The sequence below is a fragment of the Methylobacterium sp. Leaf456 genome (assembly GCF_001425465.1).
GTDB lineage: Bacteria > Pseudomonadota > Alphaproteobacteria > Rhizobiales > Beijerinckiaceae > Methylobacterium.
Window position 1 is genome coordinate 14,382 of the sequence record NZ_LMQV01000014.1, and the last position, 15,592, is coordinate 29,973.

The window sequence follows — 15,592 nt, forward strand, 5'->3', positions numbered from 1 at the left end:
GTTTCGAAATCGCGCGGCCCCCATCGTCGGGGCCAGCCGCACGATTGGGGTTTGCCCGATGAACGTCCGCCACAATTTCGAGATCGCGCAGCCGGTCCAGGCCTTCGCTCCGCGCGGGCTGAAGGCGATCGCCGACGATCTCGGCTACTCGCCCGACTGGAACTGGTCGTGGGAGAACTATAAGGCGATGATCCTGGCGCTGAGCCGGGAATACGGCCTGCGCCAGCATCTCGAAATCGGCGGCGGGCGCGATCCGGTGTTCGGCCCGGCGGAGCTGACCGAGCACGACATCGCGGTCACCATCAACGACCTGTCGCAGCGCGAACTCGATCTGGCTCCGCCCGCCTTCTCCAAGCTGTGCTGCGACATCGCAGCGAAGGACACGGTGCGGGCCACGGGGCGCGAACAGTTCGACTTCGCCTATTGCCGGATGGTGATGGAGCACTTGCCCGACGTCGCGCAGATGTGGCGCAACGTGCATGACCTGCTCACCCCCGGCGGCGTCGCCCTGAGCTTCTTCCCGACCCTGTTCGCGCCGCCCTTCGCCGCCAACCAGATCATGCCCGAGCGCCTCTCGCGCGCCGTGCTGCACACCCTGTTCCCCGACCGCGCCGACGACGGCGACAACCCGAAATTTCCGGCCCACTACAATCTCTGCCGCGGCAGCGAGACGGTGATCGCGCCGGTGCTGAGGGAGATCGGCTTCCGCGAGGTCGTGGTGCTGCCGTTCTACGGCTACAGCTACTTCTGGAAGATTCCGGGCCTCAAGCAGGTCGATGCCGCCTTCACCAAGGTGGCGCGGGCGCGCGACTGGCGCACCTTCACGAGCTTCGCCTACGTCATCGCCCGCAAGTAGGCCGCTTCCCATGCCGATCATCGTCGTGGCGGATCACGCCCACATCAACGGCGGGCAGGCGAAGGTCGCGATCGAAAGCGCGCTCGGCCTCGCGGCGCGGGGCCATCGCGTGACCTTTTTCGCCGCCGTCGGCCCGGCCGACCCGCGGATGGAGGGCGCCGGCATCGAGACGATCCTGCTCGATCAGGCCGACGTGACGACGACGAACTCGCTCGCCCGCTTCGGCGTGCAGTGGCTGTGGAACCAGAAGGCGGCGGCCGCGCTCGGCGAACTTTTGGCCCGCCACGATCCGGAGGAGACGGTCGTCCACGTCCATGCCTGGGCCAAAGCGCTCTCGCCCTCGATCGGGCCGGTGCTGGCCGGCAGCCGGGCGCCGGTCGTGTTCACGATGCACGAGTATTACCTCGCCTGCCCCAATGGCGGCTTCTACGACTACCCCGTCTCGGCAGCCTGCCACCGGTCCCCGGTCTCGCTAGCTTGCATCTCGCACAACTGCGATTCCCGCGGCTATGCCCGCAAGCTGATGCGGGTGGGCCGCCACGTGCTGATGCGCAATACCGGCATGATCGACAACCTGTCCGCCGTCATCACCATCAGCCGGCTCCAGCGCGAGGTGCTGGCCCCGCACCTGCCCGCGGATACCCAATGGTACGATGTCGGCAACCCGATCGACGCCGAGCCCCTCGGGCACAAGGACGACGGCCCGCTCGGCGGCTTCGTCTTCGTCGGCCGCCTCTCGGCGGAGAAGGGTGCCGGCCTGTTCGCCGAGGCCGCGCGGCTCTCGGGGCAACGGGCGATCTTCGTGGGCGACGGCCCGCAACGGGCGGAGTTGGAAGCCGCCTATCCGGAGGCCGAGTTCCTCGGCTGGCACGACCCGGCCGGCGTGAAGCAGCGCCTGCGCGCCGCCCGCGCCCTGGTGTTCCCCTCGGTCTGGTACGAGGGCCAGCCGCTCACCGTGCTCGAATCGCTCGCGCTCGGCACCCCGGTGATCGTCAGCGACATCTGCGCCGGCCGTGAAGCGGTGGAAGACGGGCTCAGCGGCCTGTGGTTCCGCTCCGGCGATCCCACGTCACTCAGTGAAGCGATGACGCGGCTCGCCGACGACGCCACCGCCCGCGCCATGAGCCGGGCCGCCTATGACAGCTTCTGGGCCGATCCGCTGACGCTCGACCGCCACCTCGACCGGCTGGAGCGCATCTATCGCGAGGTGGCGCTACGGCCGGCGCACGAAGCCGCGCGTCGGAACCCGGCTGCGTCCTTGCGTAGCGCCCCGCTGACGTAAATCCGTCTCAACCGTCCGGCACACGCCCCGCACCCACCAGAACACCGAAACCCATGGCGGTCATCGCAGCCTACGTCGTCAACGCGGTCCTGAACCTCGCCCTCGGCCTGCTGCTCGCGCAGATCCTGGGCCCGGCGGATTTCGGCCGCTTCGCGCTGGGCATCGCCGGCTCGGTGGTGCTCACCACCTTGTTCTTCGAGTGGCTGCGGCTGTCGGCGACGCGGTTCTATTCCGAGCGGGTGCGCGGCGAGGAGCCGTGGATTCGCGCCGTGCTCGACCGGGCCTACGCGGCGACGGCGCTGTGCCTCGTCGCCGCGACCCTGCTGTGCCTCGCCGGACGCCCGCTGGCCGGCCCGCCCGCGACGCTCGCCGCGGCGGCGGTCGCGACCGCCATCGGCATCGGCGTCTTCGACTATCAGACGACGCTCGCCCGCGCCCGCTTCATTGGCGGGCTGTATCTCAAGCTGGTGCTGGTCAAGAGCGGGCTCGCGCTCGTCCTCATGGTCGGCACCGCCTGGGCCACGGGCGACGCCACCGCGGTGATCGCGGCGGCGGGCGTCAGCCAGTTCCTCGCCGCGATTCTGATCCACCGCGGCCTCACCGATCCGCGCCACCGCCCCGATGTCGAGCGCGGGCGCACGATGCTGCGGGTCTTCGTCACCTACGGCCTGCCGCTGATCGCGGCGAACGTGGTCTACCAGCTCCTGCCGTTCGCCAACCGCAGCGCCATCGCGGCCGTCGGCGGGTTTTCCGAGTCCGGCTACTTCTCGCTCGCCTCCGACATCGGCACCCGCATCTTCGGCACGCTCGGCGCGGCCCTCGACGTGCTGCTGTTCCAGATCGCGGTGCGTGCCGAGGAGGAAGGCGGGCGCCAAGCGGGCGAGGCCCAGGTCGCCCGCAACCTCGCCGTGGTCGCCGCCCTGATCCTGCCGAGCATGGCCGGCGTCTGGGCGGTACTCCCCGCCCTCGAAGCCATCGTGGTCCCGGACGCCTTCCGCGGTCACTTCACCGCCTACCTGCTGCCGATGCTGCCGGGCCTCGTCGCCTTTGCCGCGATGAACTACGCCCTCAACCCGGTCTTCCAGATCCGCCGCCGCACTATGCCGGTGATCGTCGCCGCCCTGTTCGGCGCGCTCGTCAACGCGCTCGCCCTGCTGGCGCTCGCCGGCCCCTACGGCGGCACCGGCATCGCCGTCGCGCAGACGCTAGGCTTTCTGGCCGCCTTCGGCCTCCTCGCCTTCCTGGCGGTGACCGGCCCCGGCCGCATCGCACTGCCCTGGCGCGACCTCGCGACGGCGACCTTCGCCACCGTCGCGATGGCCGCCGCGGTCTGGCCGCTGCGCACCCTCGCCCCCTGGCTCGCGCTGCCGGCCTGCATCGGCACGGGCGTGCTCGTCTACGGCACCCTGGTCTGGCTCCTCGACATCGCGGGCCTGCGCAGCGCCGTGATGGAGCGGCTGCGGCCCGCGTTGCCGGCTGCGGCGGAGTAACACGCGCGCTTGCAACCGCCCCCCGATCCGGGTTTTGTCACCCGCGAGGGCCGCTTCAAGAAGGCCCGGCGGGACGGAAACCGGGATCATGACGACATACGCGCCGGCGAGCGAGGGGGAGGCGACGGCCATCGTCGCGCAGGCTGCCGGCCGGTCCGAGCGGCTTCGGCTCGTCGGCGGCAACACCAAGGCCGCGTTCGGGCGCCCGCCGCAGGACGAGGCGACGCTGGCGAGCACGGGGCTCACCGGCATCACCCTCTACGAGCCCGCCGAGATGGTGGTGGGCGCCCGCGCCGGCACGCCGCTCGCCGAAGTCGAGGCGCTGCTCGCCGAGCGCGGCCAGATGCTGCCGTTCGAGCCGATGGACCACCGCCCGCTGCTGGGCTCAACCGGGGCGCCGACCTTCGGCGCGGTGGCGGCGATCAACAATTCCGGCCCCCGGCGCATCAATGCCGGGGCGGCCCGCGACAGCCTGATCGGCGTGCGCTTCGTCAACGGGCGTGGGCAAGCGATCAAGTCGGGGGGCCGGGTGATGAAGAACGTCACCGGCCTCGACCTCGTGAAGCTGATGGCGGGCTCCTGGGGCACCCTCGGCCTGCTGACCGAGGTCACCTTCAAGGTACTGCCCGTGCAGGAGCGGGTCGTGACCCTGGTGCTGACCGGCCTCGACGACACCGCTGCGGTCGAGGCCCTGTCCGCGGCGCTCGGCTCGCCGTTCGAGCTGACCGGCGCCGCCCACCTGCCCGCCGGGATCGGCGGGGCGGAGGCGCGCACGCTGATGCGGATCGAGGGGTTTTCCAAGTCGGTGGAGTATCGCCTCGGCGAGCTGCGCCGCCTGCTCCGCCGCCGGGGCGAGGCGACGCTGATCGAGGGCGAGGACAGCGCCGCCCTGTGGCGCGCCGTGCGCGATGCCGCGTTGCTGGCCGAGCCCCGCGAGGCGGCCGTATGGCGAATTTCCACCGTGCCGGGCCGCGGGCCGGAGGTGACGGCAGCGGTCGCCCGCCAGCGTTCCGCGCGCTGGTTCTACGATTGGGGCGGCGGCCTGATCTGGCTCGCCACCGACGCCGCGGAGGATGCCGGCACGGTCGCGATCCGCGAGGCGGTGCGAGCCGCGGGTGGCCACGCCACCCTGGTGCGTGCCCCCGAGACCGTGCGGGCCGCAATGCCGGTGTTCGAGCCCCTGCCCGAGCCGCTGATGCGCCTCACCACCGGCATCAAGGCGGCGCACGATCCCGCCGGGCTGTTCAATCCGGGCCGGATGTATGCGGGCGTCTGAACCCGGCGAGGAGGCTGCATGCTGACGATCCTTCTCGCCGTGGCCCTGGCCGTCGTGCTGGGGCTGATCGTGGTGCGGCAGCGCAACCTCGGCTTCCTGATGTCGCTGGGCAGCCTGATCGCCGCCGTCCTGATGATGATCTGGATGCAGAACATGGGCCTGCTGCCCGGCAGCCAGGGCCCCTACAGCGATACCCGGCCTCCAACCCTGCTGGATGGGCCGAAGACGGCGCCGGAGACACCATAAGGCCACGCTCCCTTGACCTGAGGGAACCTCCGGCTGTCCTGGCGCGTCTGCGCGGTGAGGGCGCCCGCCAACCCGGCTCCCCCGATTGGAGTCGTCCGGTGCGCAGCCTTCTCATCCTCCTCGTCCTGATCGCGGGCGGCTTCGTGCTGACCGCGATGTTCGTCGCGCCCAAGCAGCCGGAGCTGCGCGGCTGGTACGAGACCAACGCCTGCCCGCATCTCGACAAGATCAGCCCGCAGATTTGCGAATCGATCCGCGCCGCGCGGAACACGCAGCCGATCTGAGCGAGCGCTTGCAGAGCTTCATCGACTGGGCCTTCCGGGACCGCAGCACCGGGGCGATCGTGATCGGCCAGTGGCCGAACACGCCGCTCTGGATCTTCATCGCGGCCTCCACGGCGGAGTGGCTGCTGGGGGCGGTGACTCCCGGCCTGCCGCCCTGGCTCTTCCTGGGCTTGCGGATCGCCGCTCTGATCGGTCTTGCCGTCTGGGCGGTCGATGAGGTCGCGAGGGGGGTAAATCCCTGGAGGCGCTTCCTCGGCGCCGCCGGACTTCTCGGCCTCGCGCTCAGCCTCGCGGGTCTGCTGTGAGGCGGTGAGCGACGTGTACGACCTCCTCGTCATCGGCGGCGGCATCAACGGGGCGGGCATCGCCCGCGACGCCGCCGGGCGCGGCCTCTCGGTGCTGCTGTGCGAGCGGGGCGATCTGGCCGAACACACCTCGTCGGCCTCGACCAAGCTGATCCATGGCGGGCTTCGCTATCTCGAACAATACGAGTTCCGGCTGGTGCGCGAGGCTCTGGCCGAGCGCGAGCGGCTCATGCGGCTCGCCCCCCACATCATCTGGCCGCTGCGCTTCGTGCTGCCGCACGATTCAGGATTGCGCCCGGCCTGGCTCCTGCGGATCGGGCTGTTTCTCTACGACCACCTCTCGCGGCTGCGGGCGCTGCCGGGCTCGCAATCCCTGAAGCTCACCGCGCAGGGGGTCGGCGCGCCGCTGCAACGGCGTCTCACCCGCGGCTTCGCCTATTCGGATTGCTGGGTTGAGGACAGCCGCCTCGTCGTCCTCAACGCTCTCGACGCTTCTGAACGCGGTGCAACAATCCGCACCCGCACCAACGTCGAGTCGGCGCGGCGCGAAGACGGCGCCTGGACCGCGACCCTGCACGATGCCGAGACCGGGCGGCGCGAGAGCGTGCGGGCGCGGGCGATCGTCAACGCCGCCGGCCCCTGGGTCGCGCAGACGCTGCTGCGCACCCTCTCGGTCGAGGCGCGGCCGAAGGTGCGGCTCGTCAAGGGCAGCCACATCGTCACGCGCAAGCTCTACGAGGGCGAGCACGCCTACATCCTGCAGCAGCCCGACCGGCGGATCGTCTTCGCCATCCCCTACGAGCGCGACTTCACCCTGATCGGCACCACCGACGTGCCCTACGAGGCCGGCCCCGGCCGGGTGACGATCTCTCCCGAAGAGACGCGCTACCTCTGCGACTGCATCAACCGGTCGTTTGCCGGGAATATGGGCCCGGACGACGTGGTGTGGAGCTATTCGGGGGTGCGCCCGCTCTACGACGACGCCACGGAGAACGCGTCTGCCGTCACCCGAGACTACGTGCTGGAACTCGATACGGAGGGCCCGCCGGTGCTCTCGGTGTTCGGTGGCAAGATCACCACCTACCGGCGGCTCGCCGAGCATGCCCTGGAGAAGCTGAACCTACCCGGCCTCAAGCCCGCCTGGACCGGCACCGCGCCGCTGCCCGGCGGCGATGTTCCGGGCGGTGATTTCGACGCGTTTCTCGAGAGTTTCCGGAAAACCTACCCGTTCCTACCCGATGCCTTGTCGCTGAGACTCGCCCGCGCCTACGGCACCCGCGCCGAAAACATCGTCGGCGCCGCGCGCACGCTGGCCGACCTCGGCGAAAGTTTCGAGGGCGGCCTCACCGCCCGCGAGGTCGATTACCTCGTGCGTGCCGAATGGGCCCGCTCGCCCGACGACATCCTGTGGCGGCGGACCAAGCTCGGCCTGCGGACGGGGCGGACGGGCGTGGCGCGGCTCGCCCGGCATCTGGCCGGGCGGACGATCGAGGCGGGCTGAGCCTCAACGCCCGTAGACGTCCTCGACGCGGATGATGTCGTCCTCGCCGGTGTACGAACCGACCTGAACCTCGATCAGCTCCAGCGGGATTTTTCCCGGGTTGGTGAGCCGGTGCATCGAGCCGATCGGCAGGTAGACCGCCTCGTTCTCGTGGACGAGGATGATTTGGTCGTTCAGCGTCACCTCGGCCGTGCCCTTGACCACGACCCAGTGCTCGGCCCGGTGGAAGTGCTTCTGCAGCGATAGCCGGCCGCCCGGCGTCACCATGATGCGCTTCACCTGAAAGCGCTCGCCGATGTCGATGCGCTGGTACCAGCCCCAGGGCCGGTACATCCGGCGATGGGCGTCGGCCTCCGGATGGGCCTTCTCGCGCAGCACGCCGACGAGGTCCTTGACCTTGCCGGAATGCGACTTCGACGAGACCAGCACGGCGTCGGGGGTCGCCACCACCACCACGTCGTCGAGACCGACCACGGTGGTCAGGCCCTCGCCCTCGCTGTGGACGAGGCTGCCGGTGGTCTCGACGAGTTCCACCCGGCCGCGCACGGCGTTGCCCTGCGCGTCGCGGGCCAGCACCTGCCACACCGCGTCCCAGGTGCCGACGTCGGACCACGCGAACGAGACCTTGAGCACGCCGGCGCGGGTGGTCCGCTCCATCACGGCGTAGTCGATCGAGGTTTTCGGCGCACGCGAGAAGGCGGTGCCGTCGAGGCGCACGAAATCGAGATCGGTGGTGGCGGCGTCGAGCGCGGCGCGGGCCGCTTCGAGGATGTCGGGGGCGTGAGTCTCGAGTTCGCCGATCATCACGTCGGCGCGGAACAGGAAGTAGCCCGAATTCCACAGGGCGCCCTCGTCGATCAGGCGCTCGGCGCCGGCCGCGTCCGGCTTCTCGACGAAGCGCTCGACCCGGTGGACGCCGGGCGCGCCGGGCACCGCGGCACCCATGCGGATATAGCCGTAATCGGTCGCCGGGCGGTGCGGCGCGATGCCGAGCGTCATGATCTGGCCGAGCCGGGCCCCGGCGGCGGCTTGGCGTGCGGCCTCGGCGAAGGCGGCGGCATCCTCGATTACGTGGTCGGCGGCCAGGATCAGCACCACCGTCTCGGGCCCCTGCCGCGCGGCATGGAGCGCGGCGACCGCGACCGCGGCGGCGGAATCGCGCCGATCCGGCTCCAGCACGATGTCGGCGGAGACGCCGGCCTGCGCCAGCTGCTCGGCGACGATGAAGCGGGATTCGGCCGAGGCGATGACGGTGGGCCGGGCGAACACGGCCGCGTCGGCGACACGCCGGGCCGTGGCCTGGAAGGTCGAGGAATTCGGATCGACCAGCGGCGTGAACTGCTTGGGCATGCTTTCGCGCGAGGCCGGCCACAACCGCGTGCCCGAGCCCCCGCACAGGATCACAGGGAGAATCCGGCCCCCGTCGGACATCACGCCATCCCTCTCAAACCGTGCCGGCCGTTCGCGAAGGGTTCGTCTGCCGCAGCGCAAAACGCCGATGCGGACCTGCGAACCCTCCGTCGCCGAAGGCGAACCGGACCGGTGCGCCCCGTGAGGATGCCGGTCGCCGCCCGTTCAATCGGGGAGTCTTAGCCCAACATGCCGCGCCGCACCACGGGGAACCGGCCCGCGCGTGCGGCCGCGCCGGCCGAACCAACGGTTAGGCTTAAGGGCGTGGCCTTACTCAGGCATCGAGCGCTGGCGGTCGCGTCCGCGACCTCAGGCTTCTCGCTCCGCTCGACGGCCTCGGCTTGACCGAGGCCCGCTGCGCGGGGCGCTCATCGCGCGCGGAATACGGCGCTACTCCGCCGCCTGCCGTTCGCCGTATCCCAGGCGGTCGTTGAGCTCTCCCAAGAGCTTCACCGCGGCCTCGGCGATGACGGTACCGGGCGGGAAGATCGCCGAGGCGCCGGCCGCGTAGAGGGCGTCGTAATCGCCCGGCGGGATCACGCCGCCGATGACGATCATCACATCGTCGCGACCTTCCTCCTTCAGCGCCGTCTTCAGCTCCGGCACGAGGGTCAGGTGGCCCGCCGCCAGCGAGGAGACGCCGACGATGTGCACGTCGTTCTCCACCGCCTGCCGCGCGGCCTCCGCCGGGGTGGCGAAGAGCGGCCCGATATCCACGTCGAAGCCGAGGTCGGCGAAGGCCGAGGCGATCACCTTCTGGCCGCGGTCGTGCCCGTCCTGACCCATCTTGGCGACGAGGATGCGCGGGCGGCGCCCGTCGTTTTCCTCAAAAGCCTCGACGAGGCCGCGCACCTTCTCCACCACCGGCGACATGCCGCCCACCTCCCGCTTGTAGACGCCTGAGATCGAGCGGATTTCGGCGCGGTGACGGCCCCAGGCCTTCTCCAGCGCCTCCGAGATCTCGCCGACCGTGGCCTTCGCCCGCGCCGCGTTGACCGCGAGTTCTAGCAGATTGTCGCTCGTGTCCACGGCCCTGGTCAGCGCGGCGAGCGCCGCATCGACGTCGGCCTGACTGCGCTCGGAGCGCAGGCGCTTGAGCTTGTCGATCTGCATCGTGCGGACGTTATGGTTGTCGACCCGCAGCAGCTCGATCTTCATCTCGTCGTCGGGCTTGTACTTGTTGATGCCGACGATGGTCTGGCGGCCGGAATCGATCCGCGCCTGGGCGCGGGCCGCCGCCTCCTCGATGCGCAGCTTCGGGATGCCGGCCTCGATGGCTTTCGCCATGCCGCCGAGTTCGTTCACCTCGCGGATATGGTCCCAGGCGCGCGCGGCGATGTCGGCGGTCAGGCGCTCGACATAGTAGGAGCCGCCCCACGGATCGATGATCCGCGTCGTGCCGCTCTCCTGCTGAAGGAAGAGCTGGGTGTTTCGCGCGATGCGGGCCGAGAAGTCGGTCGGCAGGGCCAGCGCCTCGTCGAGCGCATTGGTGTGCAGCGACTGCGTCCCGCCTTGGGTCGCCGCCATCGCCTCGATGCAGGTGCGGGTGACGTTGTTGAACACGTCCTGCGCGGTGAGCGACCAGCCGCTCGTCTGCGAATGGGTACGAAGCGGCAGCGACTTGTCGTTCTTGGGATCGAACTCCTTGACGAGCTTGGCCCAGATCAGGCGCGCGGCCCGCATCTTGGCGATCTCCATGAAGAAGTTCATCCCGATCGCCCAGAAGAACGACAGGCGCGGGGCGAACTGATCGATGGTCAGGCCCGCGGCCAGACCCGCCTTGATGTATTCGACGCCGTCGGCGAGCGTGTAGGCGAGTTCGAGATCCTGCGTCGCCCCGGCCTCCTGCATATGGTAGCCGGAAATCGAGATCGAATTGAACTTCGGCATATTTCTGGACGTATATCCAAAAATATCCGAGATGATCCGCATCGATCCCTTGGGGGGATAGATGTAGGTGTTGCGGACCATGAATTCCTTGAGAATGTCGTTCTGGATCGTACCGGCGAGCTTCTCCGGCGGCACGCCCTGCTCTTCCGCCGCGACGATGTAGAGGGCGAGCACCGGCAGCACCGCGCCGTTCATCGTCATCGACACCGTCATCTCGTCGAGCGGGATGCCGGAGAACAGGGTCCGCATGTCGTAGATTGAATCGATCGCGACGCCCGCCATGCCGACATCGCCCGAGACGCGGGGATGGTCCGAATCGTAGCCGCGGTGGGTCGCGAGATCGAAGGCGACCGAGAGGCCCTTCTGCCCCGCCGCGAGGTTGCGCCGGTAGAACGCGTTCGAATCCTCGGCCGTGGAGAAGCCGGCATATTGCCGGATCGTCCAGGGCTGGGTGACGTACATCGCCGGGTACGGCCCGCGCAGGTAGGGCGGCAGGCCGGGGAACGAGCCGATCCCCTCCAGCCCCTCACGGTCCTGCGGGCCGTAGAACCCCTTCACCGGGATGCCCTCGGGCGTCATCCACGGCTCGCCGACCGGGGGCGGCGGCGCCTGGAACAACCGGTCTGACAGGCTGAGCGCGGCGAAATCGGGAATCCGTGACGACATGCGGTGGTCTCGGCGGGTTCGGAGGACGGCAAATTTCTTTTGGCATTATAGGCAAGCCACCAAACGCGGCTACTGTCCATTGGGCGGCCCTCACGCGCGCCGCCTCTTCGTGAGAAAGCGCCGGCCCGGATCGCGCCGGATGCTCGGCGCCGGCCCATTGGGCGCCGCGAGCCACGCCCGGCGCAGAGCGATGAGATGCTTGAGCCGCTTCATCCGCTCGCGCTTGCACCCGCAATCCCACGAGCAGTCGAAGTCGCTCCCGCTCAGGCCGCCCTCCCCCGTGAGCGCCCCGAGGATCGTCACGACGAGCCCGGCCACGAACACGAAGACCAGCACGGCCACCGGCCACGCCAAGCCGAGCCCGACCACGCCGGCGATCACCAGCTTCAGCCCGAGCGAGGCCGCGACCTTGGCCTTGAGCAGCACCAGCAACGTCGCCCCGGCGCCGAGCCCGCCGCGCAGCCCCCGGAAGAGACGCCGCCTGAGGCGAGCCCGCGCGATCAGCCCGTCGAGCCGGGCGAGTTCGCGCTCCACGCGCCGCACCGTTTTGGGTTGCTCGATGCTTGCCTGCACGCCCCCTCCCTCGGATCACGAATCCGCGATTTCGCTTGCGGCTCGAGGGACAACCAACGCCAAAGCGCCCCTCTGGTCCACGCCGCCGCTTCGGCCTGTCAAAATGCCCTCTTTCAAGTGCATGGCGCGTGCCTCCTGACGGATCGCAGGCACCGGCATCGCGAGCAGGCCCCGTCACACGTGTCGTTGATCGTCATCTCACCCGGCACAGCCACGCGCTCCGACATGGAATTTTTGCATCAGGCCTTTTTGCGATGCGCGTGAAGTTTCATCGATGGACGAGGAAAGAAATATTCGAATTCATCAAACAAGTTGCGCTGGCTGCATCGCTCATAATCCCCATCGGCGTATTCGTTTTATTTTTTAGCCAAGGATTCGGCATTTCGGAAACCGCCACCGGCACGATAAATCATCGCACGACGAAAGGGTTCAATTCTTCGAATCAGTGCGAAATATACATTAGACACGGGAAAACAGATTTACTACAAAACCTTACAAAGCGAGAGTATTGCGGACCTGACTTCACCCCTGGAAAGACGGTGGAGCTTGAGTATAAAAGGAATGTTTTTGGTAAAATGATTCTGGATAAATATTCAACCCTCAGGCCGGTTTCCCAGCCCGGTCCGCTGTGATCGTGCCGGTTATCCAGAACGCCGAAAGCACGCCGTTTGAGCAGGAAACAGGCTCGGACCGGCCTTGCAGCCGCTGCTTCCGCTCGTCTCTCAGGGACAGGCAAGGGCCGGGCGAATCGCGCGGCGCGGGGAAAGTCGTGGGCGCAAGAATCGAGCGCGGCGCGCGACGGGCCGCTTCTGGTCGGCTTCGGGCTGGCCGAGACGATCGGCACCGGCGCCCGCGTCCGGCTCTACCCGAGCCAGGCGGCCGGCGGGCCGCCGGTCTCGGCGGCCCAGCGCGGCTCGTGGTTCCTCTTGATGATCGTGTCCACCACGCCGGTGAACCGGCCGGAGCCGATGGAGGCCGCGCCGGCCTCCGATCCCGCTTTGCCCGGCACGGTGGCCGGAACGATCAGTTGAGGTAGGTGCGGATCCAGTTCGGGGAGAGGATTTCGCCCTCCTCGGTGATGATCCAGGGCTGCTGGGCCGGGTCGCGCATCGCGCCCTGGGCGGCGAGCAGCGCCTCGCGCAGGGTGTCGTAGCGCAGCGGCTGGGCCAGCGGGGACGAGGCCGGCAGGGTGCGCCAGATGGTGAGGTCTGCAGGTCGTTCGAGAGCTTCGGTTTCCATCTCTTGTTCTTCCTTTCGAACCGTGTCCGTCCGCAGAGGACCGCCCCGGCGAACAGTGTCGCCGAGCCGATCTGCGAAGAGTTTCCAGGGTGATCGAAGCATCTCTGGGGCGGCTTTGCGATCAATTCGGGTGCTCGTCATCCGAGCGGTCACCGTTTCGTCGCAGTTCCTCACGCCGACCTTGCCTTGGTTTGGTCAAGGATTGGTCCGCGCCCGCCCACCGATGCTTTTTCATCAGTGTTTCGACACTGCATATGAAACAGTGACCAACTGGTTACCCTCACGGCCCGAGCGTGACCGTGCGCTGCCGCACCCTCCCGGACGGGTCTGGAAAGCGGGGATTCGTTGAAAGCCGGCCACACCCGACACAGCTAAGCCCAAATTCGGTGCCGAGGGCGGCCCGACCCGTTCCGCGAGAATTCGACCGGTGCCTGATCGTTTCGTGCGCATCGCCCTCGGGGTGACGTTGGGCCTGCTCGTCGTCTTCGTGGCGCAGCCCTACATCCTGGCCTTCCTCTACTCCGCCGACAGCCCGCGCGCGGTCACGGCGCGGGGCGACCTCTCGGCGCTGGAAAAATCCACCGTCGATCTGTTCGCCCGCGCCTCGCCGTCGGTGGTCCACGTCTTCGCCAAGGCCGCCGCCCGCGGGCAGTCCCTGATGGAGCCGGACGACGAGTTCGGGCAGTTCGGGCAAGGATACGGGCAAGGCGAGGAGGGCGGCCGGCAGCAGCAGGGCGGCGGCGGCTCGCAGACCGGCACCGGCTTCGTCTGGGATGCCGCCGGCCACGTCGTCACCAACAATCACGTGGTCGAGGCCGCGACCAAGGGCGGCGGATCGATCTCGGTGCGGCTCGCCTCCGGCGAGGTGGTGGGCGCCCGCCTCGTCGGCACCGCCAAGAGCTACGACCTCGCGGTGCTCCAGCTCGGGCGCGTCGCCAAGATGCCGCCGCCGCTGGCGCTCGGCACCTCCGCCGACCTGAAGGTGGGGCAATCGGCCTTCGCCATCGGCAACCCGTTCGGCCTCGACCACACGCTGACGACCGGCGTCATCAGCGCGCTCCAGCGCCGCCTGCCGACGCAGGAGGGGCGCGAGTTGGCCGGCGTGATCCAGACGGACGCGGCGATCAACCCCGGCAATTCCGGCGGGCCGCTGCTCGATTCCGCCGGCCGGCTCATCGGCGTCAACACCGCGATCTACTCGCCCTCGGGGGCGAGCGCGGGCATCGGCTTCGCGGTGCCGGTCGATGTGGTCAACCGCACGGTGCCGGACCTCATCAAGAACGGGCGGGTGCGCAACCCCGGCATCGGCATCATCGCCGGCCAGGAGGCGGCGGCGGCCCGGCTCGGCATCGACGGCGTGGTGGTGGTGCAGGTGCTGCCGGGCTCGCCCGCGGCCCAGGCCGGCCTCACCGGCATCGACCGCCGCACCGGCGAGATCGGCGACGTCATCGTCGGCGCCAACGGCCGCCCCGTGCATCGGCTCGCCGACCTCACCGCGGTGGTGGAGGATGCCGGCCTCGACAAGCCGGTCAATCTCCTGGTCGAGCGCGACGGGCGAGTGCGGACGGTGCGGGTGACGACCGCCGACGTGGCGCAATCGCGGTTGTGACTCCGCGGTTGTAACCGATTGCGGCTCCACAGCCGCTTTACGCGGGCGTCGAACCGGTCGATGAGCCAACCATGCTCATCGCCCTCGGCCTCTTGGCGCTCGTCGGGTTCTGGTGGCTCGGCCGAAGCGGCGGGCGCCTTCCGTTCGGGCTCACCCCGCGCCGGCTCGCCGGCTACGCCGCGTTCGCCGCGGCCTTCCTGCTGTCGCTGCGCGGCAGCCTCGTGCTCGCGGGCGTGATCGGGCTGGCGGGCGTGTGGCTGCACGAGGGGCGCGACGGCGTGCTCCAGCGGATTCCGGGCCTGCGCGGCAAGCCCAAGCCCGAGCGGCGGCGCACGGCTTCCGTCGAACTCGACTTCGCGCCCGACGGCGCGCCGCTCGACGGCCACATCTTCGTCGGTCCCTACTCCGGACGCCGCTTCTCGGAGGTGCCGCCGGCCGACCTCGCCGAGCTGTCGCTGCTGCTGGCCGGCAACGACCCGGAGGGCGCGGGGCTGCTACAGGCGTATCTCGACCGCCGGCATCCCGGCTGGCGTGTAGACGCTGATCGCGATCCGCACCCGCGGCCGGGCCGCCCGGCGCAGCCAGGGACGATGTCGGAGCAGGAGGCCTATCAGGTCCTGGGGCTTGAGCGCGGGGCGACCCTGGAGCAGGTCCGGGCGGCCCATCGGGCGCTGATGAAGAGCGCCCACCCCGACCAGGGCGGCAGCGTCGAACGGGCGGCGCGCGTCAACGCGGCGCGGGACAGGCTTTTGGACCGACATCGCTGATACTCCACGCGCGTTGTCAGATTTCTTTTGGGACTTGGGTGTCGTGCCGCCTCTCCCCTCCCCCTTGTGGGGAGGGGTTGGGGGTGGGGGTGGTTCAGGATGAGGCGTTACGGTGCCTCCCGAACCACCCCCATCTCCTTCCTCCTCCCCACAAGGGGGAGGAGAGCGCCCCACCCGAATCGGTGAGTCAGCGGAAGA

Annotated in this window: 16 protein-coding genes; 12 read left to right on the forward strand and 4 right to left on the reverse strand. The window is 69.4% G+C overall.

Annotated elements, in window-relative coordinates:
• Nucleotides 1-58: 58 nt before the first annotated feature.
• From ASG52_RS12355 to glpD, 8 genes are all read left to right on the forward strand, one after another.
• Nucleotides 59-856: a class I SAM-dependent methyltransferase gene (locus ASG52_RS12355; protein WP_056243371.1), complete on the forward strand. Its 798-nt coding sequence runs from the start codon at nucleotides 59-61 to the stop codon at nucleotides 854-856.
• A gap of 10 nt (nucleotides 857-866) precedes the next feature.
• Entirely contained in the window at nucleotides 867-2,138 is a 1,272-nt protein-coding gene (locus ASG52_RS12360) for a glycosyltransferase family 4 protein (RefSeq protein ID WP_056243373.1), read from the forward strand.
• A gap of 53 nt (nucleotides 2,139-2,191) precedes the next feature.
• The gene (locus tag ASG52_RS12365) at nucleotides 2,192-3,628 is read left to right on the forward strand and encodes a lipopolysaccharide biosynthesis protein (protein ID WP_056243375.1); all 1,437 of its coding nucleotides are present in this window, start codon (nucleotides 2,192-2,194) and stop codon (nucleotides 3,626-3,628) included.
• A gap of 88 nt (nucleotides 3,629-3,716) precedes the next feature.
• Entirely contained in the window at nucleotides 3,717-4,904 is a 1,188-nt protein-coding gene (glcE, locus tag ASG52_RS12370) for a glycolate oxidase subunit GlcE (protein WP_056243377.1), read from the forward strand.
• 18 nt (nucleotides 4,905-4,922) lie between these two features.
• A complete protein-coding gene (locus ASG52_RS12375; RefSeq protein ID WP_056243379.1) occupies nucleotides 4,923-5,150 on the forward strand; it encodes a hypothetical protein in 228 nt (75 codons plus the stop codon).
• Between the two features lie 98 nt (nucleotides 5,151-5,248).
• Entirely contained in the window at nucleotides 5,249-5,434 is a 186-nt protein-coding gene (locus tag ASG52_RS12380) for a hypothetical protein (protein WP_056243380.1), read from the forward strand.
• A gap of 8 nt (nucleotides 5,435-5,442) precedes the next feature.
• Entirely contained in the window at nucleotides 5,443-5,739 is a 297-nt protein-coding gene (locus ASG52_RS12385; protein ID WP_056243382.1) for a hypothetical protein, read from the forward strand.
• A gap of 4 nt (nucleotides 5,740-5,743) precedes the next feature.
• The gene (gene glpD, locus ASG52_RS12390; protein ID WP_056243384.1) at nucleotides 5,744-7,240 is read left to right on the forward strand and encodes a glycerol-3-phosphate dehydrogenase; all 1,497 of its coding nucleotides are present in this window, start codon (nucleotides 5,744-5,746) and stop codon (nucleotides 7,238-7,240) included.
• A 3-nt stretch (nucleotides 7,241-7,243) separates the two neighbouring features.
• Here glpD and ASG52_RS12395 read toward each other — a convergent pair whose 3' ends face one another.
• From ASG52_RS12395 to ASG52_RS12405, 3 genes are all read right to left on the reverse strand, one after another.
• Nucleotides 7,244-8,671 (reverse strand): mannose-1-phosphate guanylyltransferase/mannose-6-phosphate isomerase, encoded by a 1,428-nt coding sequence (locus tag ASG52_RS12395; protein ID WP_056243385.1) that lies wholly within the window; start codon nucleotides 8,669-8,671, stop codon nucleotides 7,244-7,246.
• A 369-nt stretch (nucleotides 8,672-9,040) separates the two neighbouring features.
• Nucleotides 9,041-11,206: a methylmalonyl-CoA mutase gene (gene scpA / locus ASG52_RS12400; protein WP_056243388.1), complete on the reverse strand. Its 2,166-nt coding sequence runs from the start codon at nucleotides 11,204-11,206 to the stop codon at nucleotides 9,041-9,043.
• Between the two features lie 90 nt (nucleotides 11,207-11,296).
• Nucleotides 11,297-11,779 (reverse strand): hypothetical protein, encoded by a 483-nt coding sequence (locus ASG52_RS12405; RefSeq protein WP_056243389.1) that lies wholly within the window; start codon nucleotides 11,777-11,779, stop codon nucleotides 11,297-11,299.
• Between the two features lie 35 nt (nucleotides 11,780-11,814).
• On the opposite strand from ASG52_RS12405, the gene ASG52_RS27125 reads away from it, so the two are divergent.
• Together ASG52_RS27125 and ASG52_RS28765 are read left to right on the forward strand one after the other, a co-directional pair.
• On the forward strand, nucleotides 11,815-12,411 hold the full coding sequence (locus tag ASG52_RS27125; protein WP_156383914.1) for a hypothetical protein: 597 nt from the start codon (nucleotides 11,815-11,817) through the stop codon (nucleotides 12,409-12,411).
• A gap of 36 nt (nucleotides 12,412-12,447) precedes the next feature.
• Nucleotides 12,448-12,810: a hypothetical protein gene (locus tag ASG52_RS28765; protein ID WP_502691054.1), complete on the forward strand. Its 363-nt coding sequence runs from the start codon at nucleotides 12,448-12,450 to the stop codon at nucleotides 12,808-12,810.
• On the opposite strand, the gene ASG52_RS12410 is transcribed toward ASG52_RS28765, so the two are convergent.
• Complete coding sequence (locus ASG52_RS12410; protein ID WP_056243391.1) at nucleotides 12,803-13,018, reverse strand: hypothetical protein; 216 nt, start codon at nucleotides 13,016-13,018, stop codon at nucleotides 12,803-12,805. The two genes, ASG52_RS28765 and ASG52_RS12410, sit on opposite strands and share 8 nt — an antisense overlap.
• A 427-nt stretch (nucleotides 13,019-13,445) precedes the next feature.
• On the opposite strand from ASG52_RS12410, the gene ASG52_RS12415 reads away from it, so the two are divergent.
• Nucleotides 13,446-14,627: a S1C family serine protease gene (locus ASG52_RS12415; RefSeq protein ID WP_056243393.1), complete on the forward strand. Its 1,182-nt coding sequence runs from the start codon at nucleotides 13,446-13,448 to the stop codon at nucleotides 14,625-14,627.
• Between the two features lie 71 nt (nucleotides 14,628-14,698).
• Entirely contained in the window at nucleotides 14,699-15,394 is a 696-nt protein-coding gene (locus ASG52_RS12420) for a J domain-containing protein (RefSeq protein ID WP_056243395.1), read from the forward strand.
• The last annotated feature ends 198 nt before the right edge of the window (nucleotides 15,395-15,592 follow it).

Bases quoted from the DNA above. Each gene is read 5' to 3' on its own strand.
- ASG52_RS12355 (WP_056243371.1), top strand. From the start codon at position 59: ATGAACGTCCGCCACAATTTCGAGATCGCGCAGCCGGTCCAGGCCTTC.
- ASG52_RS12360 (WP_056243373.1), top strand. From the start codon at position 867: ATGCCGATCATCGTCGTGGCGGATCACGCCCACATCAACGGCGGGCAG.
- ASG52_RS12365 (WP_056243375.1), top strand. From the start codon at position 2,192: ATGGCGGTCATCGCAGCCTACGTCGTCAACGCGGTCCTGAACCTCGCC.
- glcE (WP_056243377.1), top strand. From the start codon at position 3,717: ATGACGACATACGCGCCGGCGAGCGAGGGGGAGGCGACGGCCATCGTC.
- ASG52_RS12375 (WP_056243379.1), top strand. From the start codon at position 4,923: ATGCTGACGATCCTTCTCGCCGTGGCCCTGGCCGTCGTGCTGGGGCTG.
- ASG52_RS12395 (WP_056243385.1), bottom strand. From the start codon at position 8,671: ATGTCCGACGGGGGCCGGATTCTCCCTGTGATCCTGTGCGGGGGCTCG.
- scpA (WP_056243388.1), bottom strand. From the start codon at position 11,206: ATGTCGTCACGGATTCCCGATTTCGCCGCGCTCAGCCTGTCAGACCGG.
- ASG52_RS12410 (WP_056243391.1), bottom strand. From the start codon at position 13,018: ATGGAAACCGAAGCTCTCGAACGACCTGCAGACCTCACCATCTGGCGC.
- ASG52_RS12420 (WP_056243395.1), top strand. From the start codon at position 14,699: ATGCTCATCGCCCTCGGCCTCTTGGCGCTCGTCGGGTTCTGGTGGCTC.